This window comes from Yinghuangia sp. ASG 101, from assembly GCF_021165735.1.
In the GTDB taxonomy this organism is placed as follows: domain Bacteria; phylum Actinomycetota; class Actinomycetes; order Streptomycetales; family Streptomycetaceae; genus Yinghuangia.
The window spans coordinates 2,545,680-2,571,498 of record NZ_CP088911.1 but is presented as its reverse complement, the minus strand read 5'-3'; the positions used below and the strand labels follow the sequence as shown (position 1 = coordinate 2,571,498).

The window sequence follows — 25,819 nt, the reverse complement described above, 5'->3', positions numbered from 1 at the left end:
CCGCCCGGCACACCGCGCAGGCAGGCACGTGGGAGGGCACATGACCGTCCGCTGGTCCGTCACCGTGAACGACCTGGTCCGACAGCGGGCCGAGGACCCGTCGCCCGGCCTGCGCTGCGGGGACGCCGTGTGGTCGTGGGAGCGGCACGTCCGCCTCGCCGCCCAGCGCGCGGCCTTCCTCGCCGCTCGGGACCCGCGGTCGGCCGATCCCGGCGCGCGACCCGAACGGCCCTTCCACGTCGGCGTGTTGCTGGAGAACGTCCCCGAGTACTCGTTCCTCCTCGCCGCCGCCGCGCTCTCCGGCGCGGTCCTCGTCGGACTCAACCCGACGCGACGCGGCGCCGAACTCGCGCGTGACATCGCCCACACCGACTGCGCGCTGCTCCTGACCGGCGACACACACATCGGGCAACTACGGGACGCCGTACCGGACTTCCCCGCGCACCGGCTGTGGAACACCGACGACCCCGGCTGGCTCGCGGCACTGGCGCCGTACCGCGACGCCCCGCTGCCCGCGGCGGCGCCGGCCCCCGACGACCCGTTCATGCTCATCCTCACCTCCGGTACGACCGGCGATCCCAAGGCGGTGGTCTGCTCGCAGGGCAAGATCGCGACGCAGGGCTCGGGCATCGTGGCCGCCCAGGAGCTGACCGGCGACGACGTCGCCTACTGCGCGATGCCGCTGTTCCACTCCAACGCCGTGATCACCTGCTGGACGCCCGCGGTGGCGTCCGGCGCGACGCTGGTGCTGCGCCGCAGGTTCTCCGCGTCCGGGTTCCTGCCCGACGTCCGCAAGTACGGTGTCACGTACGCGAATTACGTCGGCAAGCCGCTGTCGTACATCCTCGCCACCCCCGAGCGGCCCGACGACGCCGACACCACCCTCACCCGGGTGTTCGGCAACGAGGGCGGCCCGCGGGACATCGAGCGCTTCGCCCGGCGCTTCGGCTGCACGGTGCGCGACGGCTTCGGGTCGACCGAGGGCGGCCTGTCGTTCTCCCCGGTCCCCGGCATGGCGCCGGGCGCGCTCGGCACCGCCAACGGCGACATCCGCGTGGTCGACCCCGAGACCCGCGAGGAGTGCCCGCGCGGACGGTTCGACGCGGCCGGGCGGCTGCTCAACGCCGGGGAGGCGGTCGGCGAACTGGTCAACCGCGATGGTGCGGGCGCCTTCGAGGGCTACTGGAACAACGACGCCGCGACCGCCGACCGGCTGCGCGACGGCTGGTACTGGAGCGGCGACCTGGCCTACCGCGACGCCGACGGCGTCTTCTTCTTCGCGGGGCGCAGCGGCGAATGGCTCCGCGTCGGCGGGGAGAACTTCGGTGCCGCCCCGGTCGCCCGGATCCTCGCCCGGTACCCGGACATCGCCCTCGCGGCGGTGTACGGCGTACCCGACGAGGCCGCCGGTGACCAGGTGATGGCCGCCGTCGTCCTGCGCGCGGACACCGATCCCGGGGAGTTCGCACGGGGTTTCGCGGCCTGGCAGGAGCGCCAGCCCGACCTGTCGCCGACGTGGCGCCCGCGCTACCTCCGGGTGGCGGCCGAACTGCCGCTCACGCCCAGCAACAAGGTCCTCGTGCGCGTGCTGGCGCGGCAGGCCTGGTACGCGCCCGCCCCCGACGAGGTGTGGTTCCGCCCCGGGAGGCAGGCCGCGTACCGGCCGTTGACCGGCGCCGACGTCACGATGGCGGAGCGGCGCTTCGCGGAACACGGTCGCGCGCACGTCCTGGATCTGCTGGAGCGCTCCCGGCCGTGACCACCGCCGTCGCGACGACCCGGGCCCTGCGGGCCTGCCGCAGCGCGTCGAACGTCAGCACCGCGAGCGCGGCCCAGATGAGCCCGAAGCCCGCCCACCGCGTCGCCGGCATGGCCTCGTGGTAGATCCACACGCCGACACCGAACTGGAAGACCGGAGCCAGGTATTGGATCATGCCGACCGTCGACAGCGGGATGCGTACCGTCGCCGCACCGAACAGCAGCAGCGGGAAGGCGGTCACCACACCCGCGCCGACCAGCAGCAGCGTGTGCCCGAACGACACCTTCCCGAACGTGCCGTCGCCGGTCCACGAGAGGTACGCCAGGTACCCGGCGGTCGGCAGGAACATCACCGACGTCTCGGCCGTCAGCGACTCCGTCGGCCCCAGCCCGACCGTCTTCTTGACATAGCCGTAGATCGTGAAGCTGGTCGCGAGGACAAGAGCGAGCCACGGCAGGCGCCCGTAGCCGACGGTCAGCACCAGCACGGCCGTGATGCCGAGGCCCACCGCGATCCACTGCGCGACGCGCAGCCGCTCGCCGAGCACCAGTACGCCGATCGCGATGAACGCCAGCGGGTTGATGAAGTAGCCGAGCGAGGTCTCGACCACCTGGTCGGAGTTGACGCCCCAGATGTACAGGCCCCAGTTGGTGGTGATGGTGATCCCGGCGACCCCGATCTTGGCCAGGCGGACCGGATCGCGCAGCAGCGCCCGCACCCACGTCCACCGCCGCAGCACGGTGAGGACGACGAGCATCAGGACCAGCGACCACACCATCCGGTGGGCCAGGATCTCGACCGCTCCGGCGGGCCTCAGATGCGGCCAGTAGAGGGGGAACAGCCCCCACAGCACGTAGGCCGCGACACCCATCCACAGGCCGCGCCGCTGCTCCGCCGTCTCGCGTATGTCGGTCACGGCCGGACGATAGCCCCGCGCGCCGCGGCGCGTCCCGGGCCAATTCACCGGCTGTGGACCGGTCCGATGCGCGATGGCCACCGATCTTGCGATCGAATCGAAACGCGTTCTACTTTGTGGTGGTTGTCCGTGATCGCTGTTGTCCGACGCCGCGCGACACCCGCGCGGCGGCACGTACGCCACCACCACACAAGGGAGGGGACGCCATGCCGATCGACGCCGCAGCCGCCACCGGTGCCGCGCCCAACGAGGGCCGGATCAGCTGGACGCACAAGGACGTGATCCTCTACCACCTGGGCCTCGGCGCGGGCCGCCCGCCGACCGACGCCGACGAACTGCGCTACACGTACGAGAAGAACCTGCACGTGCTGCCGACGTTCGCCACGGTCCTCGGCTTCAAGGGCGGCGGCGGCCTCGACGCGCTGCCGGGCATCGACATCGACCTGCGCGCCGTCCTGCACGGCGGCCAGGAGGTTGTTGTCCACCACCCGCTGCCGCCCGAGGCCGACGGCGTCCGGGTGCTCTCGCGGGTCTCGGACGTCTGGGACAAGGGCAAGGCCGCCGTCATCGTGCTGGAGTCGTCGGCGAGCCTGCCCGACGGCACCCGGCTGTTCGACTCGCGCTCGGAGATCTTCGTGCGCGGCGAGGGCGGCTTCGGTGGCGAGCGCGGCCCGGCCACCAGGATCGACCCGCCCGAGCGCGACGCCGACCACACCGTCGAGGTCGCCACGCGCCCCGACCAGGCGCTGCTCTACCGGCTCTCCGGTGACTGGAACCCGTTGCACGCCGACCCCGACTTCGCGAAGGCGGCCGGGTTCGACACCCCGATCCTGCACGGGCTGTGTTCGTACGGGCTGACGCTCAAGGCGGTCGTCGACACCGTCCTCGGCGGCGACGTGGCGCGGGTGCGGCGCTACCGCACGAAGTTCGCCGGGGTCTTCTTCCCCGGCGAGACGATGCGCGTCCGGGTCTGGGACGAGGGCGGCACGCTGTACGTCCGCACCTCGTCGGTGGAGCGCGACGACGCGGTGGTGCTCGCGGACACGGTGGTCGACTACGCGGGGTAGGCGCCCGCCGCACCGCCCGCGATCCCGTGTCGCGCCACACGATCCGGGCCGTGCGCCGCGTACCGCTTCTCGGCGCGCGCCCGGACGTATAGCTTGACCCTGTCATTCACCTTGAGGAAAACGAGAACGCGTTATATTTTCGCGTCAGCGACGAGCCCGGGCACGACCAGGACCGAGGAGCAGCCCATGCGCGCAGCCATCCTGCACGAAACCGGACAGGACAAGCTCGAAGTCCGCGACGACGTCGAAGCCGTGGGCATGGGGCCCGGCCGGGTCAGGGTCAAACTGCACGTCACGGGGGTGTGCCACTCCGACCTGTCGGCGATGACCGGCATCCTGCCCCAGCCGGCGCCGTTCGTCCCCGGGCACGAGGGCGCCGGCGAGGTCGTCGAGGTCGGCGACGACGTCACCTCGGTCGCGGTCGGCGACAAGGTCGTCATCTGCTGGGCACCCCCGTGCGGCGTCTGCAACTTCTGCACCGGCGGCCAGTCCAACCTGTGCCTGTCGGGCTTCATGAACGCCGGCAACCAGAACTTCACCTACGGCGGCACCCCCGCCTTCGGCTTCACCGGCACCGGAACCTTCACCGAAGAGGTCGTCGTCGCGGCGCCGTGCGCGATCAAGGTCCCCGCCGACGTGCCCTACGAGGTCGCGTCCCTCATCGGCTGCGGCGTCACCACCGGCGTCGGCGCGGTCTTCAACAGCGCCGCGATCGAACCGGGTGCCACCTGCGCGGTGATCGGCGCGGGCGGCGTCGGCATCGCCGTCATCCAGGCGCTGCGGGCGGCCGGGGCGGCGGACATCGTCGCGGTCGACCCGGCGGTCTCCAAGCACGCGTGGGCACGGAAGTTCGGCGCCACGCACGCCGTCACGCCCGACGAGGCCCCGGGCGCCAAAAACGATCTGACGGCCGGTCAGGGGTTCGACTACGTCTTCGAGGTGGTCGGCAAGTCGTTCACCGCACGCAGCGCGTACGAACTCACCCGCCGCGGCGGCTCCGTCGTCATCGTCGGCGCGGGCGCGATGGACGACAACGTGCAGTTCAACATGTTCGAGCTGTTCTTCGACCAGAAGCGGATCATCGGCAGCATCTACGGCGGCGGCGACATCCACCGCGAGTACAACCGCATCATCCGCATGTGGCGCGCGGGCCGCCTCGACCTGGAGTCGATGATCACCCACCGCCTCGAACTCGCCGCCATCAACGACGCGTTCGACCTCATGAAGAGCGGCGAGTCGATCCGCACGATCATCACGCTCGCCTGACGAACCGGACCCTCGGAGCCCGCGCCGTCCCGCCCGGCGGGTGGGTTCGCACGGTCACCGCCGCCACCCGAACGACCCCGGGCCATCGGACCCCACCCCCCGGACGGCCGCCGCACCGCGTACGGGCCCTCAACCCGCCCGGGCGGTCGGCAGCCGTCCCACGGCGAACGCGGCCGACGCCGACGCCGACGACGCCGGCCACGCGCGACGGCGTCCCCGGCGCACGCGACCCGCGCGAACGCCGTCACCGCGCATCCCGACCCCGCGCACCCACACCAGAAGGTAGGACGCCCATGAGCACGTCCCTCGCCGGAAAAGTCGCCGTCGTCACCGGTGCCGGCGGCGGCCTCGGGCGCGCCGAAGCGCTCGAACTCGCCCGCCACGGCGCCAAAGTCGTCGTCAACGACTTCGCCCCCGACGACGCCCCCAACCCCGCCCAGGCCGTCGCCGACGAGATCGCCGCCGCCGGGGGACAGGCGACGGCACACCGCGGCGACATCTCGCGGTTCGACGTCGGCCGGGACCTGGTCGCGCTCGCGGTCGACACGTACGGCTCGCTCGACATCCTCGTCAACAACGCGGGTCTGCTGCGCGACCGCATGCTCTTCTCGATGACCGAGGCCGAGTGGGACATCATCTTGGCCGTCCACGCCAAGGGCACCTTCAACACGTCCCACCACGCCACGAAGTACTGGCGCGACAAGTCGAAGGCGCAAGGCGGCCCCGTCTACGCGCGTGTCGTCAACACCGCCTCGGAGGCGTGCCTCGCGGGATCCCCCGGGCAGGCCAACTACGCCGCCGCCAAGTACGCCGTCATCGCCCTCACCATGAGCACCGCCAACGGCTGCCACCGCTACGGCGTACGCGCCAACGCGATCGCCCCGCGCGCGCTCACCAAGCTGACCAGCCACGTCTTCACCGCGAAGGAAGGCCTGGCCGACGGCGAACTCGACCCGCTGGCACCCGAACACGTCTCCCCCCTCGTCGCCTACCTCGCCGGGCCCGCCGCCGACCACATATCGGGCCAGGTCTTCATCGCCCACGGCGGCTTCGTCGCGATCCTCGAACGCCCCACGGTGCAGGCGAAGTTCGACGCGAAGGGCGACGCCTTCGACACCGACGAACTGGCCGAACTCCTCGGCGCCCACTTCGCCGACAGGAAACTCAACGAGGGCTTCTCGGCCGACGACCTGCTCCGCCTCAGGCGCGAACGCTAGGACGGGCGACGGCCGGGGAGGCGTCATCGCGCGCCGAAGTCACCCGCGGTCGCCGCCGATGTAGATCGTGACGGTCGATGTGACGGGGACCCGTGTGCCCGCCGTCGGGGAGGTCGCGACGACGATGCCGTACTCGTCGTCGTTCGGTGTGGGGCGGAACTTCACCGTCACGTGCGCGCCCGCGGTATGGACCGCGGCCTCGGCGCTCTTCTGATCGGTGCCGATCACGTCCGGCACGGTCGTGGTGCCGTCCCGGACCGTGAGGGTCACCGTGCTGCCCGCGCGGACCGTCTCCCCGGCCGCCGGCGACGACGCAAGCACCTCGCCCTCCGGCCCCCGCGAGTTCTCCCGCACCACCACGCGCGCCACCAGACCGCGTGCCCGCAGCGCCCGTTCGGCGGCGTCGCGGTCGAGGGTCACCGTATCCGGGACCACGGTCGTCTCCGTGCCCCGCACCGTCACCGACGGATCGGCCACCGGCCGCATCCCGGCGCCCGTCGCCGTGGACTCCTCGCTCCCGTCCGGCGGCTCGTCCCCCGCCGCACGGGCGCCCGTGGGATCGGCGCCGACGGACACCCGCGCCTGGCCGGGCGTCGCGGCCCCCGGCGCCGCCGTCGCCGTGTCGCCGCCGTCCGCGACGAACGCCACCACCGCCGCCGCGACCACGATCAGCGCCAGCAGCGCCCCGCCCACGACCAGCGGCAGCGAACGCCCGCGCGCGCCGCCGCCCACACCGCCCGGTGCAGGCCCGCGCGGCACGTCCACCGCGAACGCGGCAGCCGCCGCGCCCTGGTTCGCCGTCGTCGAGACCACCCGCAGCGCGACACCGAAGCGCCGCACGCGGCCGTCGTCGACGCGGCCGGTCGCGTCCGCGCCCGGCACCCCGAAACGCGACGCGACGTCGACGCCGAGGCGCGTGTGGTCGTGCGGCAGCGTGTACCGCACGTCGACCACGCGGGTCTGCCCCGGGGCCAGCGGGACGTTCAGTACCGACGCGTCGAAGTCCAGGTTCCCGTAGACGCGTTCCACCGGCTCGACACGGAACGTGTCCGGCCGCGCACCCGCGTTCCGTACCACCAGCCGCACCGTCACCGCGGCCCGCGGCTCGGCCCGCCGCCGTTCGGGATCACACCACGCCTGGACGCCCGCGCGGTGGCCGCTCACCAGATCGGCGCCGCAGCGGTTCCCCGGACAGTACGTGCCCAGCCGTTCCTTGCCGTCCGCCCGCGTTCCACACAGCCGGCAGAAGTGCCGCATCGTCCCCCCTCGGACCGAACTCGGCAGCCGTGTCCCCGCCGGATTGCAGGAGGGACGCGCACGAGGACGGCCCGGTTCCGTGCGGGAGCGGGGCTATCCGCCGGGCGCGGACACCGATTTCCCAGGGGGCTCCCCGCCGTGCCGCGTTCGCCGTCAGGGCGCGCGCGTCGTCACCCGTACACGCCCGCGGCCCCGCACGCCGTGACGACGCCACTTCGCGCACAGGTCGCACCCTGATCGCCCTGAACGCCCCGCACGCGATCAAGCCGGCGCGTCCGGCGCCAGGGACCAACGCCCCGTCAAATCCGCGTACAACGGCGACCCCGCCAGCAGTTCGTCATGCGTCCCGACGGTCGGGAGATTTCCGTCCATCACGAGGATCCGGTCCGCGCGGCGGGCCGAGTCCATGCGGTGCGCGATCACGATCAGGACGCCCGCGCGCGCAGAGAACGCCGCCTCGGCGAGGGCTTCCGTCGCCGGATCAAGGTGGCACGTCGCCTCGTCCAGGATCACGACTTCCGCCGGGGAAACGAACACCCGTGCCAGCGCGATGAGTTGCCGCTCCCCGGCAGAGAGCTCGGACGGGTCGGCGAGCGCGGCGTCGTAGCCGCCCAGCCGCGTGACGAGGTCGCGGCAGCCCACCAGCCGTACGGCCCGGTCGAGTTCGCCGTCGGTCGCCTCCGGCAGCAGGTACGCGAGATTCTCCCGCACGGTCCCGGCGAAGACGTACGCCTCCTGCGGCACGACGGCGATCTCCCGCCGCACCCGCTCCTCGGGCAGGTCCGTCAGCGGCACGCCCCGCAGCGCCACCGCGCCGCGCGACGGCTCCACCAGACCCGCCAGCAGCGCCGCCAGCGTCGACTTGCCGATGCCGCTCGGTCCCACCACCGCGAGATGCCCCCCCTCCGGCACCGCGACGGTCAGCCCGTCGACCACCGGCGCCGCGAACGGTCCGTACGCGAAAGCCAGATCGCGCACGGATAGCACCACCGACCCCGACCGCACCGCCGACTTCGGCGCCGCCGCGACCTCGGCCGCCCGGACCGACCCCGGCCCCGCCGCACCCGGCACCCGCGGTCCCGCGGCGGCGCGCGCCGGCCCCGGGACGGCACCCGCCTCCGCCAACCTTCCGGCCACAACGCCGAGTTCGAGAATCCAGTCGCCGACCGTCGCGGTGAGCGCGCGCAGCGCGGGGACGAGGTCCTTGACCAGATACAGCACGGCGCCCGCGAGTTCCCCCGGCGACACCATGCCGTGGCGCACCAGCGCCGGTGACGCCGACACCAGCACGATCAACGGGAGTTGGCCGCCCACCCCCACGACCAGCAGCCGCAGCGCGGACGCCTTCGCGAGCGCTCGCACCGCCGCCGCCTGCGCGTCGATCGACGCGCCCAACTCGGCACACACGCGGTCCTGCGCACCCGACGCCACGACATCGCGCAACCCCGCGACGATCCGCCCCGTCTCGTCGGCGATCCGCTCGTCCGCGAGGACCAGCGCCCGTCGCCGCCGCGCGAGCGGCCCCAACAGGCGGACGAACAGCCACGCCGCCGGCACCAGCGTCAGCAGCACCAAAGGCAGCAACACCGGTGCCAGCAACGCGAGTCCGATCAACGCCGCGACCACGGTCACCACGAGCTGACGCAGCGTGCGCAGCAGAGACGCCGTCAGATTCCGGCAGCCCTCCACCTGTTCGGTCAACCGCGCGACCGCCGCCGACGGCGCCGCCGCACCCGCCGCGCGCCCGGCCAGCGCGGTGTCCAGCGCGCCGCCCACCACGCGGCGCACCAACGCGTCACGCAACGGCTCCACCACGGCCGCGAGTTGCGGGAACATCGCGTACGTCGCCGCGGCCCGGACCAGCATCGCGGCGGCGAGCACGCCCAGCATCGCGAGTCCGAATCCGGTCTGGCCCGCGAGGAAACCCCGGTCGAGTGCGGCGGCGACGAGCACCCCGGTCAGCAGCGCCGGCAGGCCCTCCAGCGCCGACCACGCCAGTACACGCACCAACGCCTTTTTGCGCGGCCTCAGTTCGTCGACGAGGAGGCGGCGTCCGGCCCGTATGCCCCCCGGCCCGGAGGCCGTGCGGTCGCGCCGGGCCGCGTGCCGTCCGTGGGACGGAGCCCGGTCGCGGCGGGACGGCGTCACGGGTGGCCTCCCGCGAACACCGCCCGGTAGTCCGGGTCCTGCCACAACTCCGCGTGCGTGCCGACCGCCCGCACGCGTCCGTTGTCGAGCCACGCCACACGGTCGGCCTGCGCCGCGGCGGCGGCCCGGTGGGCGACCAGGATCCGCGTCCGCCCGTGGAGCCGGTGCCGTACCGCCTCCATGACCTGATGCTCCGTCACCATGTCGAGCCCGGAGGTCGCGTCGTCCAGCACCAGGACCCGGGCGCCCTGGGCGATCGCCCGGGCCAAACCGAGGCGCTGCATCTCCCCGCCCGACAACGCGAGTTCGGCGACGGGAGTGGCGTACCCGTCCGGCAGCCCCAGCACGAAGCCGTCCGCCCGCGCGGTCGCCGCCGCCCGGCCGATGGCGGTTCCGTCGCCCGCACCGGCGTCCGGGCGCCCGAACCCCAGCGCGTCGCGGACGTCGGAGCCCAGCAGCACCGGATCGGGAAACCCGTACGCGACGGCACGCGCGGACTCCCCGCGCGCCAGCGCGGTCACCGGCGTCCCGTCGACGCGCACCTCGCCCTCGTCCGGGTCCCGCAGCCGGCCCGGGAGCGCCGCCAGCAGCGACTTGCCCGCACCGCTGGCCCCGACCAGCGCCAGGGACGTCCCGGCCGGGACGGTGAGCCGGACGTGCGACAGCAGCACGCGGTCACCGGCACGCACCGACACGTCGTGGAAGGTGAGTTCGCCGCGCCCCGCGGGCAACTCCCGCAGCCGCCCGTGCGCGGCCGGCGGCACCGCCAGCAACTCGCCGGCACGCCGCGCCCCGGCCCGGGCGTGCGCGACACCGACCAGGCTCTCCAACTGCTCCAGGAACCCCAGCCCGAGCGCCGCGTATCCAGCCGCCGCCACCATTCCGCCCGGCGGGATCCGCCCCTCCGCCAGCGCCCAGCCCGCGACCGCCAGCACCGCGATCTCCACCACCGGTGCCAGCACCAGGACTTGCGCGACGGCCCGGCGCTGCGCCCGCCACAGTTCGTGCCCGACGGCCGACAGCTCCGGCAGGGGCCGCAGGACGCGCGCCTCCTCGCGGTCGCGCGTGCCGCACGCCCGGATCGTCCGGACGCCGCCGAGAGCGTCCGCAAGACGCGCCGAAATCCGGCCCTGGACCTCCTGGTAGCGCTCGAACAGATGCGTCGCCCGCACCATGAACGCGCGGACCACGAGCAGCCCCGGCACGACGCCGCCCAGGAACGCCGCGGCCAGCCACGGGTCCAGCAGCCCGAGCGCGACGATGCCGCCCAGCGACGTCACCAGCGCGCCGAGGGTCCCGATCACCGAGGGCACGAACCGCGCGGCGTCCGGTGCGGAACCGACCAGACGCCCCGTCACATCCCCAGCGGGGAAAGGGTTTCGGGACCCCGTCCCGAGTGCGACGGTGTGCTCCGCGAGTTGCCCGCGCAGGCGCGCGGTCAACGCGGCCGTCACCGCCGGGCCCGCCAACTCCCCGACCAGCGCGGCGATCAGCCCGAGGACGAGCACCCCCGCGAGCGGCAGCAGCGCCGTCCCGGCCCCGCCCCCGTCGAGAACCGTGTCGACCGCCGCCGCGGCGGCGGCCGGGAGAAGCAGCGCGGCGGCGGAGGCGGCCGGAACGGACACCAGCAGCGCGGCGGTCCACCCGGGCGCGCACCGCCACGCCGCACGAAACCCCGTCCCGGAAGCGGCCACGACGCACGTCCCCCCTCGGCAAGACACGGCAAGATATGGATGGTGCGGATGATGTGAGCTGCGCGGAACGGCGTGGGCGGCGTATGCCCGTCCCGGCCGCGAACGCGAGGGCCCGGCCCGCGTCGGGCGAACCGGCGGCAGGCCGGACCCGGTGGCGTCCGCGGCGCGTGGCGGATCAGAGGCGTTGCCGGGGACGGCACGCGGCACATGCGGTGCGACGGCGACGCGGTCGGCGTGTGCCTCGCCGTCCCGCGGTTGCCGGGGACGTTACGCGGCACGTCTGGTGCGACGGCGTCACCCCGGCATCGGGCGGCGGTCCGCGTCGTGCGGGCGATCGCCCCCGCCGCCCGCCCCTTTGTCCCGGCCCGCCTCGCGCTGGCAGAGTTGGTGGAACCGGGAGTTCCTGATTGCGGCAGGAACTCCCGGTCCCGTCAACACGGGTCGTTCAGACCCTCGGCGCCCACGGGGCGCCCGGCGTCAGCCGCCGATCGTGAAGATGAGGCAGGTGACGATCAGGCAGGTGAACTCGCACCCGCCGCCGCCACCGCCGTGGCCGCCGCCCAGCTCGACCGATTCGATTTCGGGCAGGCGCTGCAGGGCGGCGAGGTCGGTTTCGAGGTTCTGCATGGTTGTGTCCTTTCGTCGCACGGACGGCCCTTCACGGGGTCCGTGACCGGGGCCGCTGCCGGGGAGATCCCGGAGCGGGTCGTGCCGGGGCGCCGGGAGCGTCACACCCGACCGGTTCCGAGGAACGCGGTCAAGCGGGCGTACAGCTCCGGAGCCCCGTCCCCGGCGAAGACCTCATGGCCTCGGCCGGGAAGCTCCAGATAGCGGAAGTCGTGGCCTTCCATCCGGCCGATCCGCAGCAGCCGGTGGCGCAGCGCGCGCGATTGTCCGACCGGGATCACGTCGTCGCGATCGCCGTGGACGAACAGCAAGGGGGCGCGGATGCCCTCGCACAGCCGCAGCACGTCGCGCGGCCCGAGGGCGTCGGCGAGTTCGGTGTCGCCGCCCAGCCGGGTCATCAACGCCCGTACCGGCAGCGAGGCTTCGACGATGAGGCGTGGTCCGGACAGGAAGGGCGCGATGGCCAGCACGCACGACCACGCGGCGGGTGTCGTGCAGGCCGCCAGGAGGGCGAGGTACGCGCCGTAGCTCGTCCCGAACAGCGCCGGCAGCGTCCGTCCCGCAGCGGCGCGTTCGGCGGTCAGCGTACGGACGATCGCGGTGACGTCGTCGAGGTCCGGGCCGCCCCACGCGCCGTGCAGGCACGCGGCGTACGCATCGCCGTACCCGATGCTGCCGCGCTGGTTGGGCGCCACGACCGCGATGCCGTGCGACGCGAAGTACTGGAACAGCGGCGAGAATTCGAACCGCCACGCGGCGGCCGGACCGCCGTGCAGGGCGATGACGACGCGGTCGGCCGCACGCCAGTCGGGACCGCCGTACACGACCGACTCGATCGGCCCGTCCTCGCCGACGAGCAACTCCAGGTGCGCGCTCCGCCACGGAGACGAGGCGGGGCCGTCCGGTGTCGGCGAGGTCGCGTCGGACGCGATCTCCAACTGCGGGGGCTTCCAGGTGTTCGCGCCGCCGGAACCGGACGCCTCCGAGTGTTCCGCCGCGGGCCAGGCCGCGGCGGGAATCGGTGCGGTGCCCGCCGTCGGAACGGCCCGCGACGTGTGCGGGCGCACCCCGCTCGCCCCCGCGATGTTCCAGCGCCCCGGCCGCTCGGGCAGCACGGTCGCGAGGCCGCCCGGCAGATCCGGCGCCGAGAACGGGATGTGCAGGCCCGTGCTCGTCCAGCGCGCCACGCCGCCGAGGCAGCCGTCAGGCATCATCACGTCCAGCAGCGTGCCGTCCTCGGGCCCCCACACCGCGAGCCGCGAGGTGGCCCCGCGGTCGAGTTGCAGCGCGACCCGGGCGCCGTCCGGTGCGATCGCGACCGGCCGCACGGTCGTGTTCGGCAGATGCACGGTCTCGGGGAAGCGCACCTGGCCGACAGGCGCGGCCGGATCCGAGGGCAGCCGGATCCAGCCGAGCCGGTCGTGGCCCGGAGCGTCACTGGCGATGACGAGCAACCCGCTGGCCGGGTCGCACAATTGCAGCCGGTCGTTGCTGTGCTCGGCCATCTCCAGGAGCGGTGCGAGCTGTGCCGTGCCCAGGTCGAGCACGGCGCTTTTGACCCGGCCGTCGCGGACCGCGTCCAACGCCAGGCGGCGCCCGCCGGGGTCGAGCCACACACCGCCGCCGAACAGCCCCGGCAGCTCGGCCAGGGCCTCCGGCGGGCCGCCGTCGGTCGGCAGCCGCCACACGGTGGTCGTGGGCGTCGTGTCGGTGCCGAGCGCCAGCGCGAGGCCGTCGTCACCGGGCCAGGGCAGCAGGCGCAGGCCCGGTCCGCGCACGGTGGCGACGTGCCGCTCGCGCGCAGCGCCGTCCGCGTGGCCGGCGGCCCCGGCGTCATCGGGGCCGCCGACCACGACGATTTCGTGCCGCCCCGGTCCGTGTCGGCAGATCAGCACCGATCCGTCGGACCGCGCGAGCAACTGCGCGTGCGGGCGCTCGGGGCGCGTGGTCAGGCGCCGGGGAGCGGGCAGCGCGCCGCGCTCGTCGGCGCGCAGCGACCACGTCTCTATGTGCCACGAGCCGTCCGGCGCGGCGGCGAGACACGCGGCGTACGCGGCGTCCGGGGAGAAGGAGTAACTGACACGGCGCACCGGCGCGGCGGTGAGGGCGGTCGTCACGCGGCCGGCCCTCCTTCGGCACCGGAGGCGGTGGTGGGCGCGGCACCGACGGGGTCGGTCCACAGACGCGGCCCGCCGTGCCGAAGGCGCAGGAGGAAGCCCGCGGCACCGGCCAGTCCGGTGCCGTACGACGCCGAGACGCCGATCGCGGTCTCGTCGCACGGCACCATCCGCCCGCCGAGCAACGCGCCGCGCACGGCGATGAGTTCGGCGCACTCCCGGGCGTGGTCGCGGTACGTCTTGGCTTCCGTGCCGAGGAATTCGGCGAGGTCGAGCAGGAACTCCCCGTTCCCGGCGAGGCCGTGGCACGCGGTGGTGCCGCTGTGCCAGCGGGCCCGGCGCACGGCGGTGCCGGCCTGCTCGGCGAGGTCGCGCAGCAGGGGGTCGCCGGTGGCGTCCCACAGTCGGATCAGGAACGTGCCCACGCCGGACGAGCCGCTGCACCAGTGCGCGAGCCGCACGCCCGGCGGGTCGGCCGGCCCCTGGGCCCACCAGGCCGCGGTCCGGTCGGCGCCGTCGCCGGGACGGGCGGTGTCGCGGTCGTCCGCGCGCACGGTCCGCGCCAGCGTGCGTCCGGCCGCGAGCGCGGCCCGGAGGTAGGCGCCGCGCCCGGTGGCGCGTCCGGCGGCGAGCAGGAACGCGCCGATTCCGGCGACCCCGTGGGCGTAGCCGAGGTGTGCGGCGCCGGCCAGGCGCGAGTCGAAGTCCTTCGGCACCGGCCACAGCGTCAGGTCGCCGTGTTCGCGGGCGGCGGCGAGCAGCCCGTCGGCGCACGCGACGACGCGCTGCCGGAACCGGTCGTCGCCGGTCGCCTCGCCCAGCCGCAGCTGCGTGAAGCCGGCGCCGGCGGCGCCGTGGCAGACGTCGGGGTTCGGCCATCGGACGGGCACGCTGAGGGCCGACTCCACGGCGTACGCCAGGAGTTCGTCGTCGTCGAGCAGTTCGGCGGCGTCCAGCAGCGCCCACGCGGTGCCGGACCGGCCGAAGTGCAGGCCCGGGAGGGCGACGGGTTCGCGGGCCGCGCGCTCGCGCAGCCACCGCGCGGCGACGCGGGCGGTGTCGGTGAGTGTGCCGCGCAACTCGGCGGGCAGCCCGGGGGTTTGCGCCGCGCGGACGACGACGCCGAGCACCCCGGCGGCGCCGTACTGCACGGAACACGGGTCCATCGCGGCGCCGCCGGGTGTGACGGGCCACAGGCGGTCGCGGCGTTCCGGGGTCATGGTCGCGGCGAGGTGGGCGAGGCTGTCGGCGAGGACGCGGTCGATCAGCGCGTCGGCGGAGTCCGGTGCCCCGGCCGCCTTGTGGTGCGCGGGGTCCGCGGTGTGCCCGCGTCCGGCGGGTGCGGGCGGCGGGGTGGTGGCCGCGCGCTGCCCGATGTTCGCGAGGTGGGTGCGCAGCCGTGCCAAGTCCCAGCGCAGGCCCGGGTCGTCGTGCATCAGCCCGCGGATCGCGGGGGCCAGCAGCCGTGCGGTGCGGCCGTGGCGGGCCGCGGCGTCCAGCCACGGGCCGAGGCGTTCGACGGTGGTCCGCGGCACGTGCCCGTCCGCGGTGTCGTCGTCGGGGAGTGCGGGGTCGGCTCCGGTCGCCAGGAGGAACAGCAGCCCGCCGACGCTGTGGAGGTCCGCCTCGACGGCGGCGCGGTGCACGCCGCGGGAGGGCCCGGTCGCGGCGGCCCGCTGTTCCGGCGCACGGTAGCCGGGAGTTCCCGCGGCTCCCGCCGACTCGCCGATCCGCGCCGCGAGTTCGAGGTCGATCAGGCGAACGCCGCCGTCCGGCGTCACCATCACGTTGGTGGGCGACAGATCGCGGACGACCAGGCCGGCGTCGTGCATGTCGGCGACGACGCGCACGAGTTCGCCGACGATGTCGCGGGCCTGTTCCCACGGGACGTCCGGCGCGCCGTCGGTGTCGCCGGGGGAGGTGCCGACGCGGCTCATGACCCACGCGCGCAACGACGTTCCCACGACGCGTTCCTGCGCGAGGAACAGCGTGTCCTCCTGCTCCACCAACGCGACATGACGTGGTGTCAGGCCGGTGTCGGCGAGGCGCAGCAGCAGCGCGGACTCGTGCCGTAGCGCGGCGTGCGCGTCGCGTCCGGAGTGGTCCACCTCGACGTGTGCCCGAGCCTGTTTCACGACCACGTCCGCGCCGGTCAGCGTGTCGGTGCCGGCGAAGACGCCGCCCTTGGCGGAGTGCCGGATCGCCGACGCGACCGAGAAGCGCCCGGCGACCAGGACGCCGCCGGCGGATTTCACACCGGGTGCGCGCGTCCCCTCGCCCGCGGTCCTGCGGCGTGCGGCGACCAGCGGATCGCGGGCCCACGCGGGCGGCGCGAACCACGCCTCGCGGGAGTCTTCGGTCTCGGTGCCGTCGGGGGCGACGAGCACGGCGCGGTACGCCCCGTCGTTGCCGAGGCGCGCGTGCCCGCTGAATCCGCCGTACCGGTAGTGGACGATCCCGCCCGGGCGCACCGGCCGGTCCGTCAGGATGCCGGGGCCGGCCAGGCCGCGCGTCGCCGCGTCCAGCGCCTCGGCCAGGTCGACGAACGCGTCGTCGTCGTGCGGGTAGACGGTGATGAACTTGCCCGACGAACTCCGGTCCGCCTCACGCGAGTTCAGTTTGCGCAGCAGCTCGGTGCCGGCCACGCACTTGAACGCGGCGGTACGCGGGACCACGACGCCGCACACGCGCTCCAGCACGGCGCGTGCGGAGCCGGTGGTGGTGCTGACGTGGATCTTCCAGCCCTGCGCGGGCAGTTCGCGGTCGCGCGGGGTCGCCGTGCACCACAGGTCGTCGACGCGCACGGACCACGCGCCCGCGTCCGCCGCGGCACCGGGGCCGCCGCCGCTCGGTTCCCCGGCGCCGAGCACGGCTCGGACGTGCTCGGAGAAGGCTCCCCCTCGCGACCCCCGCGGGTCGCGGACCGTGCCGTTCCCATCGGCACGGTCCCCACGAACTCCTGTTTCCGCCACCGCTGATCCCCCCCTCGTGTCCGGCCCGGCGGGACCGCGAGGTCCTGCGGCCGGCGCCCGGAACACCTTGCCCCCCGCCACCCGCCCTGATGGCGGGTACGGAACGAACTTCCCGACGGGTGCCCGGTGTTGCTCCCCCACCCGGCGGGTTGTGAACGACCGTACGGTCCGTTTTCCGGGCGGCTCAACGCGTTGCCGAGGGGTTCACTCGCATGGGTGAAGTAACCCGGGAACACCCGGCACGTTGGGGTTGGGCGCGGTAAAGAGCATGGTGTGACGATATGGAGGTTCCGCCCCGCAAGGGCCCGGGACGCCCCGCGAACGCCCTGGTGACAGGCCGGTTGCCGGCACACCGCCGGCCACGGCCGCCGCACCCGTCACGTCCGTCACACCTGGTGCCCACCGCCGGAGCGAAGAGCCGGGGCGCCGCCGAGGGTTCGACCCGCCTTGCCCCGCGGTGCGACGCCGCCGTTCCGGCGGACACCGGAGGGCCCGCCCCGCCGCCCGCTCGCCTCGGGCCCCGCGGTTCCCCGGCCGTCCGGTTGTTTCGGGCGGCCACGGTAACCTCGACCCGTGCCCAAGCTCTCCGACGTCCTCGCCACGCTGCACCGCCGCTACGATCCGGCGTGGGCCGAATCGTGGGACGCCGTCGGCCTCGTGTGCGGCGACCCGGACGCCGAGGTCCGCAAGGTGATGTTCGCGGTCGACCCCGTCCAGGCCGTCGCCGACGAAGCACTCGCGTGGGGCGCCGACCTGCTGGTCACCCACCACCCCCTGTTCCTGCGCGGCGTGCATTCCGTCGCCGCGACGGGGTTCAAGGGGCGCGTCGTCCACAGCCTCATCAAGGGCGACTGCGCGCTGGCCGTCGCCCACACCAACGCGGACTCCGCCGACCCCGGCGTCTCCGACGCCCTCGCCGCCGTCCTCGGCCTGACCGTCACCGGCCCCCTCGACCCCAGCGCCGCCGACCCCCGCGGCTGCCGGGGCATCGGCCGCGTCGGGACACTGCCCGCGCCCGAATCGCTCGCCGCGTTCGCCGCCCGCGCCGCGAAGGCCCTGCCGGAGACCGCCGCCGGCCTCCGCGTCGCCGGGGACCCGGACCGCGAGATCACCACCGTCGCCGTATGCGGAGGCGCCGGCGACAGCCTGTTCGAGGCCGCCCGCCACAGCGGCGCCGACGTCTACCTCACCGCCGACCTGCGCCACCACCCGGCGTCCGAGGCCCTGGAGGCCGGCGGCCCCGCGCTCGTCGACGCCGCGCACTGGGCCACCGAGCGGCCCTGGCTCGACCACGCCGCCCGGGAACTGGCGGCCGAGCTCGCCGCGTCCGGGGCTACGGTGGAGACACACGTGTCACGCCTGGCCACCGATCCGTGGGCGTTCCACATCCCCGGCCCGACCGCACGACAAGGCCCCTGAAACACAGGCCGACCGCCGGGCGCCGACCGCTCGACCGGTGCCCGGCGGCGCGAGCGGGAGCGGCCGAACCGCGACGCCCGCTCCGGACCGCACCCACCACGGCGTCGGCCGCACCGCCCGCCCACGACGCAAACCCACCGCGAACCCCGAGGAGCCCCCACTGAACGCCGCGCCCGCCGATCAGCTCCGCCTGCTCGACCTCCAAGCGCTCGACTCCCGCCTGGACCGGCTCGCCCACCGCCGCCGCACCCTCCCCGAACACGAGGAGATCGACCGCCTGGGCAGCCGCCTCGCGACGCTGCGCGACCTCGTCGTCGCCGCCGAGACCGAGGACAGCGACGCCGCGCGCGAGCAGACCAAGGCCGAACAAGACGTCGACCAGGTCCGCAGCCGCGCCGAGCGCGACCAGCAGCGCCTCGACTCGGGCCGCATCACCTCGCCCAAGGAGCTGGAGAACCTCCAGCACGAGATCACCTCGCTGGCCAAGCGCCAAGGCGACCTGGAAGAGGTCGTCCTGGAGATCATGGAGCGCCGCGACGAGATCCAGACCCGCCTGGCCGGGCTCGTCGAGGAGCGCGACGCGGCCCAGGCCGAGCGCGACACCGCGACCGCCCGGCGCGACGCCGCACTCGCCGAGATCGAGACCGAGAGCGCCGGCGACACCAAGCAGCGCGGGGTCGTCGCCGCCGCGGTCCCGGCGGAACTGCTCAAGCTGTACGAGAAGATCCGCGAACAGCAGCACGGCGTCGGCGCCGCGGCCCTTTACCAGCGCCGCTGCGAGGGCTGCCGCCTCGAACTCGGCATCACCGACCTCAACGCCATTCGCGCCGCGGCGCCCGACACGATCGTGCGCTGCGACAACTGCCGCCGGATCCTCGTGCGCACCGCGGAGTCGGGCCTTTGAGCGCCCGCCGGTTCGTCGTCGAGGCCGACGGCGGCTCGCGCGGCAACCCGGGCCCGGCGGCGTACGGCGCGCTCGTCCGCGACGCGGCCACCGGCGCGCTGCTGTGGGAGATGGGCGAGGCCATCGGCGTCGCGACCAACAACGTCGCCGAATACCGCGGCGTACTCGCCGGGTTGACCGCCGCGCGCGACCTCGACCCGGACGCGCCCGTCGAAGTACGCGCCGACTCCAAGCTCGTCGTCGAGCAGATGTCGGGCCGCTGGAAGATCAAGCACGCCGACATGCGCGAACTCGCCGCACGGGTACGGGCGCTGTATCCGGCCGGGCGCGTGACGTACACGTGGGTGCCGCGCGAGAAGAACAAGCACGCCGACCGCCTCGCCAACGAGGCCATGGACCTCGCCGCCAAGGGCGAGGTGTGGCGTCCGAAGACCCCCGTCGCGGTCGACCCGCAACTCGTCGACCAGGCAACCGCGTCCGCCGCCGACGCCGCCCCCGAGGCGACGAAACCCGTTCCCCCGCCCACCGGTTGGGGCGCCGACCTCGGCACCCCGACCACACTCGTCCTCCTGCGCCACGGCGAGACGCCGCTCACCCCGCACAAGCGGTTCTCCGGCGTCGGCGGCGACCCCGAACTCTCCGAGACCGGACGCTTCCAGGCCGAGCGCGCCGCCGACTATCTGGCCGCGCGCGGCACCATCCAGGCCATCGTCACGTCGCCGCTGGCCCGCTGCCGCCAGACCGCGGACGCCGCCGCGCGCCGCCTCGGTCTGCCGGTCCGCGTCGAAGAGGGTTTCCGCGAAACGGACTTCGGCGCGTGGGAGGGCCTGACCTTCGGCGAGGCCCGGGAGCGCTGGCCCGACGAACTCTCCGCCTGGCTGGCGTCCCCCGACGCCGCCCCGCCCGGCGGCGAGACCTTCGTCGAGGTCGCCCGGCGCGTCGCCGTCGCCCGTGACAAAGTCCTCGCGCGCCACCCCGGCAAGACGGTCCTCGTGGTGACCCACGTCACCCCCGTCAAGACGCTGGTGCGGCTCGCGCTCGACGCGCCCGCGGACTCTCTCTTCCGCATGGAACTCTCGGCGGCGGCGTTCACGGTCATCAGCTGGTGGGCGGACGGCAACGCGTCGCTGCGCGCCTTCAACGACACGGCCCACCTCCGCCCGCGGTAGCGCGCACGCGAGCGATCAGACCTCCGAGACGACCACATCCAGGCCCCACGCCGCGTTGCGCTTCGCGGGCTTCGCGACCTCCACCGTCCAGCCCAGGTCGCGGAGCGCGACGGCCAGTTCCGCGGGGTCCGCCGGCTCCGCGCCCGCCACCAGCAGCTGCCGCGTCAGCCGCCCCTTCGTCGCCTTGTTGAAGTGGCTGACGACCGACCGCCGCGTGACCCCGTCGACCACGCGTTCGTGCAGCACCCGCACCGTCGCGGTCCGGGCCGCGACCTCGCCCGCCGGCCGCCACGCCGGTACGTACGCCGACGAGCGCAGGTCCAACACCAGCCCCTCGCCCGCGAGTTCGGGCAGCGCCTTGTCCATCGCCGCACGCCACAGCCCGGGCAGCGCGCCGAGGCCCGGCAGGCGTACGCCCATCGAGAGCCGGTACGGCGGCACCCGGTCGGCCGGCCGCAGCGCGCCCCACAGCCCCGAGAACACCAGCAGGCACCGCTCGGCCCGGCGCGCCGTCGCCCGGTCGAGCGTGCCGAGCCCGAGCGCGTCGTACAGCACCCCCGTGTACAGCTCCGACACCGGCAGCGTCGGTGCCTCCCGCACCTCCAGGTTGCGCAGCACCTCACCGCGCAGCTTCGGCCCGAGCCCCAGCATTTCGAGGGCTTTCGTCTCGTCCCCCTCGCACAAGGTGACCAGCGAGTCGATCACGCGTTCGCGGGCCGCCGTCAGCTCGGGGAGCGACAGCCCGGCGAGATCGAGAACGGGGCCGGAACCCCCCGACGCCTTGCCCTCCGAGGGCGGCAACAGCACGAGCACGGACGCAACTCCCCAAACACGCGGACGACGAGCGCCCTTACTTTATGCCGCCCCAACTCCCGCGAGACGCACACAAGCCGCGACAAAGCCGGGCGTTCGCGGATCACGGCGAAAGCGCGGTTCACCCGCACGATAGGCTGGTCGTACGGCGGAAGAGTCGGCCGGGCGGTCGCGTCGGAACCCTCGCGGTTCCGCCGAGGAACGTCCGGGCTCCACACGGCAGGGTGGTGGGTAACACCCACCTGGGGCGACCCACGGGACAGTGCCACAGAAAACAGACCGCCAGGCGCCCACGCGGGCACCTGGTAAGGGTGAAACGGTGGTGTAAGAGACCACCAGCGCCCGAGGTGACTCGGGCGGCTCGGTAAACCCCACCCGGAGCAAGGTCACAAGGGAACCCTCGGGTTCCTGCGCAGGCGTTCGAGGGCTGCCCGCCCGAGCCTGCGGGTAGACCGCACGAGGCCGACGGCAACGCCGGCCCCAGATGGATGACCGCCTCCGCGCGGGCCGCAAGGCCCTCGCGAGACAGAACCCGGCGTACAGGCCGGTCTCTTCCGTCGCCATCTCGGGATCAGGTGCTCTGACCTGCATTTACGCAGGTCAGAGCACCCGATCCCGGACTTGCCGACCGGTGTCGGGTTGGCGTGTGCTGCGTACCGTTTCACGGTGTTCGGGGGTACGTTCAGTGGCGGGCGCGTCACCTGCTCGCGTTTCCCCGTATGAGCAGGCCAATCCCGTCCTTGATTGCTCTAGAGTCGTGTCAGCCGCGGACGGGGGTCCATGAGGTGGGTGGCGCACGGCTGACACCAGGACGCCCGGCGCGGTGACCGAGCCGGGCGTCACTGCAGCGGAGTTGCCTCGTGGTGTACCAACTTCCGCCCGATATTGCCCACTTCGTGGGTCGGGAGACGGAACAGCAGCAGGTGTTGGAAGCGGTCGCCGGCACGGTAGGCGCCGCGAGGCCCGCGTGTGTGGGCCTTCGGAGCCGGGCGGGATCGGGCAAGACCGAACTGGCGTACCGGCTGGCGCGTACGCTGCGATCGCGATTTCCCGACCACGTGCTGTACACGAATCTGGACGACCGTCGACGCGGCGGTGCCGTCGAAGTCTTCGACGTGCTGGGAGAATTACTCGGTTCCCTGGGTGTTCCGCCCGACATGTTGAAAAGCAGCTTCCCGGAACGCTGCAAACAGTTCTGGTCGAAGACCGATGGCCAACGGCTGATCACGATCGTGGACAATGCGTGGTACGGAGCGGAGGTCCGTCCCCTACTCCCCGCTTCCGGCGAGAGCATGGTGATCGTGATCAGCCATGGCCCGCTGTATGACCTGGATCAGGCGGCGCCGTTGGAGCTGCCGCTCGAGCCCCTGCCGGACGCGCAAGCGTTCGAGCTGCTGCGGCTCGTTACGGCGGACGATCCCCGGCTTCGCGCCGAGCCGGATGCGCTTTCGGGCATCATGCGGATCTGCTCGGGCCTCCCTGCGGCTTTGCATACCGCGGCGCAGTGGATCCGCCGATATCGGCGCCGACCGTTGAGCCGGTTGCTGCGAGAGTTCGCAGCAGAAATGGATGACAAGGGTATTTCCACCGTTGAAGCGGCATGGAATGTGGGTTATCGGATGCTGAGTGAGAGTGCCGCCCACCTATACCGACTGCTCGAGGTGTTTCCTGGCTCGACCCTGACTCCCGCCTCCGCCGCCGCGTTGCTGGGTCGAGGCGCGGACGCGGCAGATGAAGCGCTGGAGGAACTTGAGGAAGTCGGTCTGCTGGACGGCCGCGGCAATCGGCTGCGCCTCCCGGAAGCCCTTCGCTCGCATGCGCGGCGCCGGGGTCGGGAGGACGGCAATGAGGTGGAGCGCACGGACGCTCTGGTCCGGATCATCCGCTGGTACGTGCGCCAGGCGCAAACAGCGGATCTGCTGGCCGCCGGCCGCCGGCTGCTTGTGGGTGAGCCGGCTGCTCCTGTGCCGGGTGCCCCCGATGTCGAGTTCGCGGATGAAGACGCCGCGAGGCGGTGGCTCGACGAGGAACGTCAGGCGCTGGGCGAGAGCATCCGGTTGGCGTACGGCCTCGGGCGCGATGGGGACGCCATTGCTCTGTGCGAACCGCTGTGGACGCATTTCCTCGATCATGGCCATCACGAGGACGCGACCGAGGCGTTCCGCACCGGGGTGGCTGCCGCGCAACGCTGCGGCAGCACGGCGGCGCTGGTCCGCATGCGCTGTCAGACGGCGCGGGCCCTGTGGGAGCAAGGCCAGTTCGACGAGGCCGAAGCGGAGATCGAACAAGCACTCGCCGCGCGGACGGTCATGGAAGAGACCGAACTCGCCACGAAGCTGGAGGCGTCGGCGGTCGAGTCGCGCGGAATGCTGAAGTCCGCGCGCGGAGACTGGGCGGGCGCGGCGGGCGATTTCACGATCTCGCGTCGGCTCCACACCGGCATCGGCAACGCATACGGTGAGCTGCTCATGACCTACCGGCTCGGCGAAGCCGCGTCACGGCTGGACGAGTTGGAGCGCGCCGAGGCACTGCTGGCCCAGGCGTACGCGGCGGCTGTCGCGGAAGGGCCGAGACGTGAGCGCATTGCGGGCCGCATCGGGTACGCGCTCGGCGGCGTCTTCCACCGCCGAGGGCGGTTCGATGAGTCACGAGCGCTGTTCGACACGGTGCTTACCAGCGCCCGGGCACGTGGCGCACAGCGCGAACAGGTGCGTGTCCTCGGGGCGTTGGCGGAGTTGTGTGCGTCGATGGGGGACGAGGAGAACGCCCGGCGTCACAGGGACGAGGCCGGGCAAATCCTCAGGCGCAACGGCGTCGCTGACGAAAGCGCGGAAGTCGGGTAGCCCGTCAGGTCTCGAAGGGCAGCGCCGCCTCGTCTCCCGACGGAAACAGCCGGGCGCCAAAGCCGTGTTGCCCGATCACGCAGCTGAATTCCCGGATGGTGGAGGGGCCTTCATTCAGCAAGACGTGTGCCGCACTGAGTACGGCGGCCGGATCGGTGTGCACGACCCGGCCGCCGTCACGGGCCGGTGCGATGTCCATGGTCCACAGGCCCGTTGACCGCGTGCGGACGATGCACCGCGATCGCGACAGGATCACCGCAGCGGTCCGACAACCCGGGTACTCGTCAAGCATCAGCGCCGTCCAGGCGGCCACCGTCCAGGGGTTCGCCTGAGGTGCGTGATTGCGGTGTACGGCAGCGTGCGAATAGACCACTGCCGCGCTTTGCAGGTGGCGGTGTCCGGCCACCCCGACAACAGCGGCGATGTGATGTCCGGCCTTGGATCGGTACGTCGGGTACCTGGCTATTCGGGCGGTTGTCCCGTGGGTTGTGACGTCCACCGCGAATGCGGCGGGGGAGACCGGCGCTATGGACGGTACGGGCAAGGGGACTTCCGCGACCGGCAGGTCCGGTGGTTCGAGTCCGAGAACGCCGTAGAGCGCGGCTCGCATGTACGCCAACGCCTCCCCGCGGTGTGCGAACGCCTGGTCCACGGCCGAGACGAGTGCTTCGGCGTCGGCGGCGCCGAGTGCCGCTTCAAGGTCCTCCGCGGACGCGAGGTACGGGAGTTGCGCGAGAAGCATGCTCATCGGCGTACCGGGAATCAGTTCTTCTCCGCCATGGCATGCCGCGACCAGAGGACGGTTCAGAGCTGCCGCGTACAGCCCAGCGGAACCGTGATCGGTCACCACCGCGTCGGCGGCGACCAGCAGAGAAGCCCACTCCTGGTAGGGGGAGGCGAGAACGAGCCCGGCATCGATCGCGGGCCGCAGTTGCTCGTTGAGGTTGAGAGCGCCAAGCCGGGCATGCTCGTTGGGGTGAATGAGAAGGGCTACTTGGTACTCGTCGAGGGGAAGTGCGGCGCGCAGCAGGGCAGGCAATTCCGGGCGCTGACGAATCAGCGACTGCGGGCCCCACGTGGACGTCAAAACGATCAGCTTGCGCGCGCCTGTCCGCAATGCGGTGCGGAACCGGTCCCGGGACGGAACCGACGCAAGGATGCGGTCCAGGGTGGGGTCTCCGACAACGCGTGCTTGCGCGGTGGCGTGGAGGTCCAGCTCACCGAGGCGGCGGAGATGACTCGGATGGGCAAGGGCGTGGATGCTCGGCAACGAACGCCCGTCTCTGCGGAGGAAGAAAGGGTCCAGGCCGGAGGCAACGCCTGATGTCCCCTCTCCGGCCACGGTCTTGCTGAATCCCGCGCCGTGCGGCAACAGAACGCGTGGACCTCGAAGTCTGTCGACATCGCCCTTGGGGCTCGCGAGCAGGACAAGATCGTACGCTCGGTGGTGTGCTTCGGCCCAAGGAATCACCTGAGCACCGGCGTGCTCGACCGCTGTCAGGGCTCCGGCATCGAAATCCGAGCCTGGGACGAGAGTGAAGAGCCTGGTGATGCGCTCGTCACCCGCGAAGACCGGAAGGACATCCAAGAGGCGATACAGGGCGACCGCCGACCGAACAGCAAAGAGAACT

Annotated in this window: 17 protein-coding genes and 1 other RNA gene; 9 read left to right on the top strand and 9 right to left on the bottom strand. The window is 73.2% G+C overall.

All coding sequences use genetic code 11. From position 1 onward, the window contains the following. Nucleotides 1-40 precede the first annotated feature (40 nt). Nucleotides 41-1,759 (top strand): AMP-binding protein, encoded by a 1,719-nt coding sequence (locus tag LO772_RS10580; RefSeq protein ID WP_231778147.1) that lies wholly within the window; start codon nt 41-43, stop codon nt 1,757-1,759. Here the strand turns inward: LO772_RS10580 and rarD are convergent. After that, nucleotides 1,683-2,666: an EamA family transporter RarD gene (rarD, locus tag LO772_RS10575; RefSeq protein ID WP_231779490.1), complete on the bottom strand. Its 984-nt coding sequence runs from the start codon at nt 2,664-2,666 to the stop codon at nt 1,683-1,685. The genes LO772_RS10580 and rarD overlap by 77 nt on opposite strands. A 215-nt stretch (nt 2,667-2,881) precedes the next feature. Here rarD and LO772_RS10570 point away from each other — a divergent pair, with 215 nt between their 5' ends. From LO772_RS10570 to LO772_RS10560, 3 genes are all read left to right on the top strand, one after another. Beyond that, nucleotides 2,882-3,742, top strand: coding sequence for a MaoC/PaaZ C-terminal domain-containing protein (locus tag LO772_RS10570; protein WP_231778146.1), 861 nt, complete (start codon nt 2,882-2,884; stop codon nt 3,740-3,742). Between the two features lie 186 nt (nt 3,743-3,928). Next, on the top strand, nt 3,929-5,008 hold the full coding sequence (locus tag LO772_RS10565; RefSeq protein ID WP_231778145.1) for a Zn-dependent alcohol dehydrogenase: 1,080 nt from the start codon (nt 3,929-3,931) through the stop codon (nt 5,006-5,008). A 293-nt stretch (nt 5,009-5,301) separates the two neighbouring features. After that, nucleotides 5,302-6,225 carry a 3-oxoacyl-ACP reductase gene (locus tag LO772_RS10560; protein WP_231778144.1) on the top strand — a complete coding sequence of 308 codons (924 nt, stop codon included), beginning with the start codon at nt 5,302-5,304 and terminating at the stop codon, nt 6,223-6,225. 39 nt (nt 6,226-6,264) lie between these two features. Here the strand turns inward: LO772_RS10560 and LO772_RS10555 are convergent, their stop codons facing one another. The 6 genes from LO772_RS10555 to lanL all read right to left on the bottom strand — a co-directional run bounded on the left by LO772_RS10555 (nt 6,265) and on the right by lanL (nt 16,938). Further along, a complete protein-coding gene (locus LO772_RS10555; RefSeq protein ID WP_231778143.1) occupies nt 6,265-7,482 on the bottom strand; it encodes a PASTA domain-containing protein in 1,218 nt (405 codons plus the stop codon). Nucleotides 7,483-7,743: 261 nt separating this feature from the next. Continuing rightward, nucleotides 7,744-9,630: an ATP-binding cassette domain-containing protein gene (locus tag LO772_RS10550; protein WP_231778142.1), complete on the bottom strand. Its 1,887-nt coding sequence runs from the start codon at nt 9,628-9,630 to the stop codon at nt 7,744-7,746. Next, nucleotides 9,627-11,324 carry an ABC transporter ATP-binding protein gene (locus LO772_RS10545; RefSeq protein ID WP_231778141.1) on the bottom strand — a complete coding sequence of 566 codons (1,698 nt, stop codon included), beginning with the start codon at nt 11,322-11,324 and terminating at the stop codon, nt 9,627-9,629. Before LO772_RS10545 ends, LO772_RS10550 begins: the two co-directional genes overlap by 4 nt. A gap of 477 nt (nt 11,325-11,801) precedes the next feature. Then, nucleotides 11,802-11,951, bottom strand: a complete 150-nt coding sequence (locus tag LO772_RS10540) for a VenA family class IV lanthipeptide (protein WP_231778140.1) — start codon at nt 11,949-11,951, stop codon at nt 11,802-11,804. A gap of 101 nt (nt 11,952-12,052) precedes the next feature. After that, nucleotides 12,053-14,068, bottom strand: coding sequence for an alpha/beta hydrolase family protein (locus LO772_RS10535; RefSeq protein ID WP_231778139.1), 2,016 nt, complete (start codon nt 14,066-14,068; stop codon nt 12,053-12,055). After that, a complete protein-coding gene (gene lanL / locus LO772_RS10530; RefSeq protein WP_231778138.1) occupies nt 14,065-16,938 on the bottom strand; it encodes a class IV lanthionine synthetase LanL in 2,874 nt (957 codons plus the stop codon). Before lanL ends, LO772_RS10535 begins: the two co-directional genes overlap by 4 nt. 675 nt (nt 16,939-17,613) lie before the next feature. Between lanL and LO772_RS10525 the strand changes: the two genes are divergently transcribed. The 3 genes from LO772_RS10525 (at nt 17,614) to LO772_RS10515 (ending at nt 20,532) form a co-directional block, all read left to right on the top strand. Continuing rightward, nucleotides 17,614-18,459: a Nif3-like dinuclear metal center hexameric protein gene (locus tag LO772_RS10525; protein ID WP_231778137.1), complete on the top strand. Its 846-nt coding sequence runs from the start codon at nt 17,614-17,616 to the stop codon at nt 18,457-18,459. Nucleotides 18,460-18,619: 160 nt separating this feature from the next. Next, nucleotides 18,620-19,363 (top strand): zinc ribbon domain-containing protein, encoded by a 744-nt coding sequence (locus tag LO772_RS10520; RefSeq protein WP_231779489.1) that lies wholly within the window; start codon nt 18,620-18,622, stop codon nt 19,361-19,363. Continuing rightward, nucleotides 19,360-20,532, top strand: coding sequence for a bifunctional RNase H/acid phosphatase (locus LO772_RS10515; protein WP_231778136.1), 1,173 nt, complete (start codon nt 19,360-19,362; stop codon nt 20,530-20,532). The genes LO772_RS10520 and LO772_RS10515 overlap by 4 nt, the downstream gene beginning before the upstream one ends. A 15-nt stretch (nt 20,533-20,547) precedes the next feature. Here the strand turns inward: LO772_RS10515 and yaaA are convergent, their stop codons facing one another. Beyond that, complete coding sequence (gene yaaA / locus LO772_RS10510; protein ID WP_231778135.1) at nt 20,548-21,345, bottom strand: peroxide stress protein YaaA; 798 nt, start codon at nt 21,343-21,345, stop codon at nt 20,548-20,550. Between the two features lie 153 nt (nt 21,346-21,498). Here yaaA and rnpB point away from each other — a divergent pair. Both rnpB and LO772_RS10500 read left to right on the top strand, forming a co-directional pair. Next, an RNA gene (gene rnpB, locus LO772_RS10505) (RNase P RNA component class A) lies at nt 21,499-21,902 on the top strand. A gap of 303 nt (nt 21,903-22,205) precedes the next feature. Then, a complete protein-coding gene (locus tag LO772_RS10500) occupies nt 22,206-24,188 on the top strand; it encodes a hypothetical protein (protein WP_231778134.1) in 1,983 nt (660 codons plus the stop codon). Nucleotides 24,189-24,192: 4 nt separating this feature from the next. Here LO772_RS10500 and LO772_RS10495 read toward each other — a convergent pair whose 3' ends face one another. Next, complete coding sequence (locus LO772_RS10495) at nt 24,193-25,776, bottom strand: translation initiation factor 2 (protein ID WP_231778133.1); 1,584 nt, start codon at nt 25,774-25,776, stop codon at nt 24,193-24,195. Nucleotides 25,777-25,819 lie beyond the last annotated feature (43 nt).

What these genes read in the sequence shown, in the direction of transcription:
- LO772_RS10580 (WP_231778147.1), top strand. Translation starts at nt 41, where the DNA reads ATGACCGTCCGCTGGTCCGTCACCGTGAACGACCTGGTCCGACAGCGG.
- LO772_RS10565 (WP_231778145.1), top strand. Translation starts at nt 3,929, where the DNA reads ATGCGCGCAGCCATCCTGCACGAAACCGGACAGGACAAGCTCGAAGTC.
- LO772_RS10570 (WP_231778146.1), top strand. Translation starts at nt 2,882, where the DNA reads ATGCCGATCGACGCCGCAGCCGCCACCGGTGCCGCGCCCAACGAGGGC.
- LO772_RS10540 (WP_231778140.1), bottom strand. Translation starts at nt 11,951, where the DNA reads ATGCAGAACCTCGAAACCGACCTCGCCGCCCTGCAGCGCCTGCCCGAA.
- LO772_RS10555 (WP_231778143.1), bottom strand. Translation starts at nt 7,482, where the DNA reads ATGCGGCACTTCTGCCGGCTGTGTGGAACGCGGGCGGACGGCAAGGAA.
- LO772_RS10560 (WP_231778144.1), top strand. Translation starts at nt 5,302, where the DNA reads ATGAGCACGTCCCTCGCCGGAAAAGTCGCCGTCGTCACCGGTGCCGGC.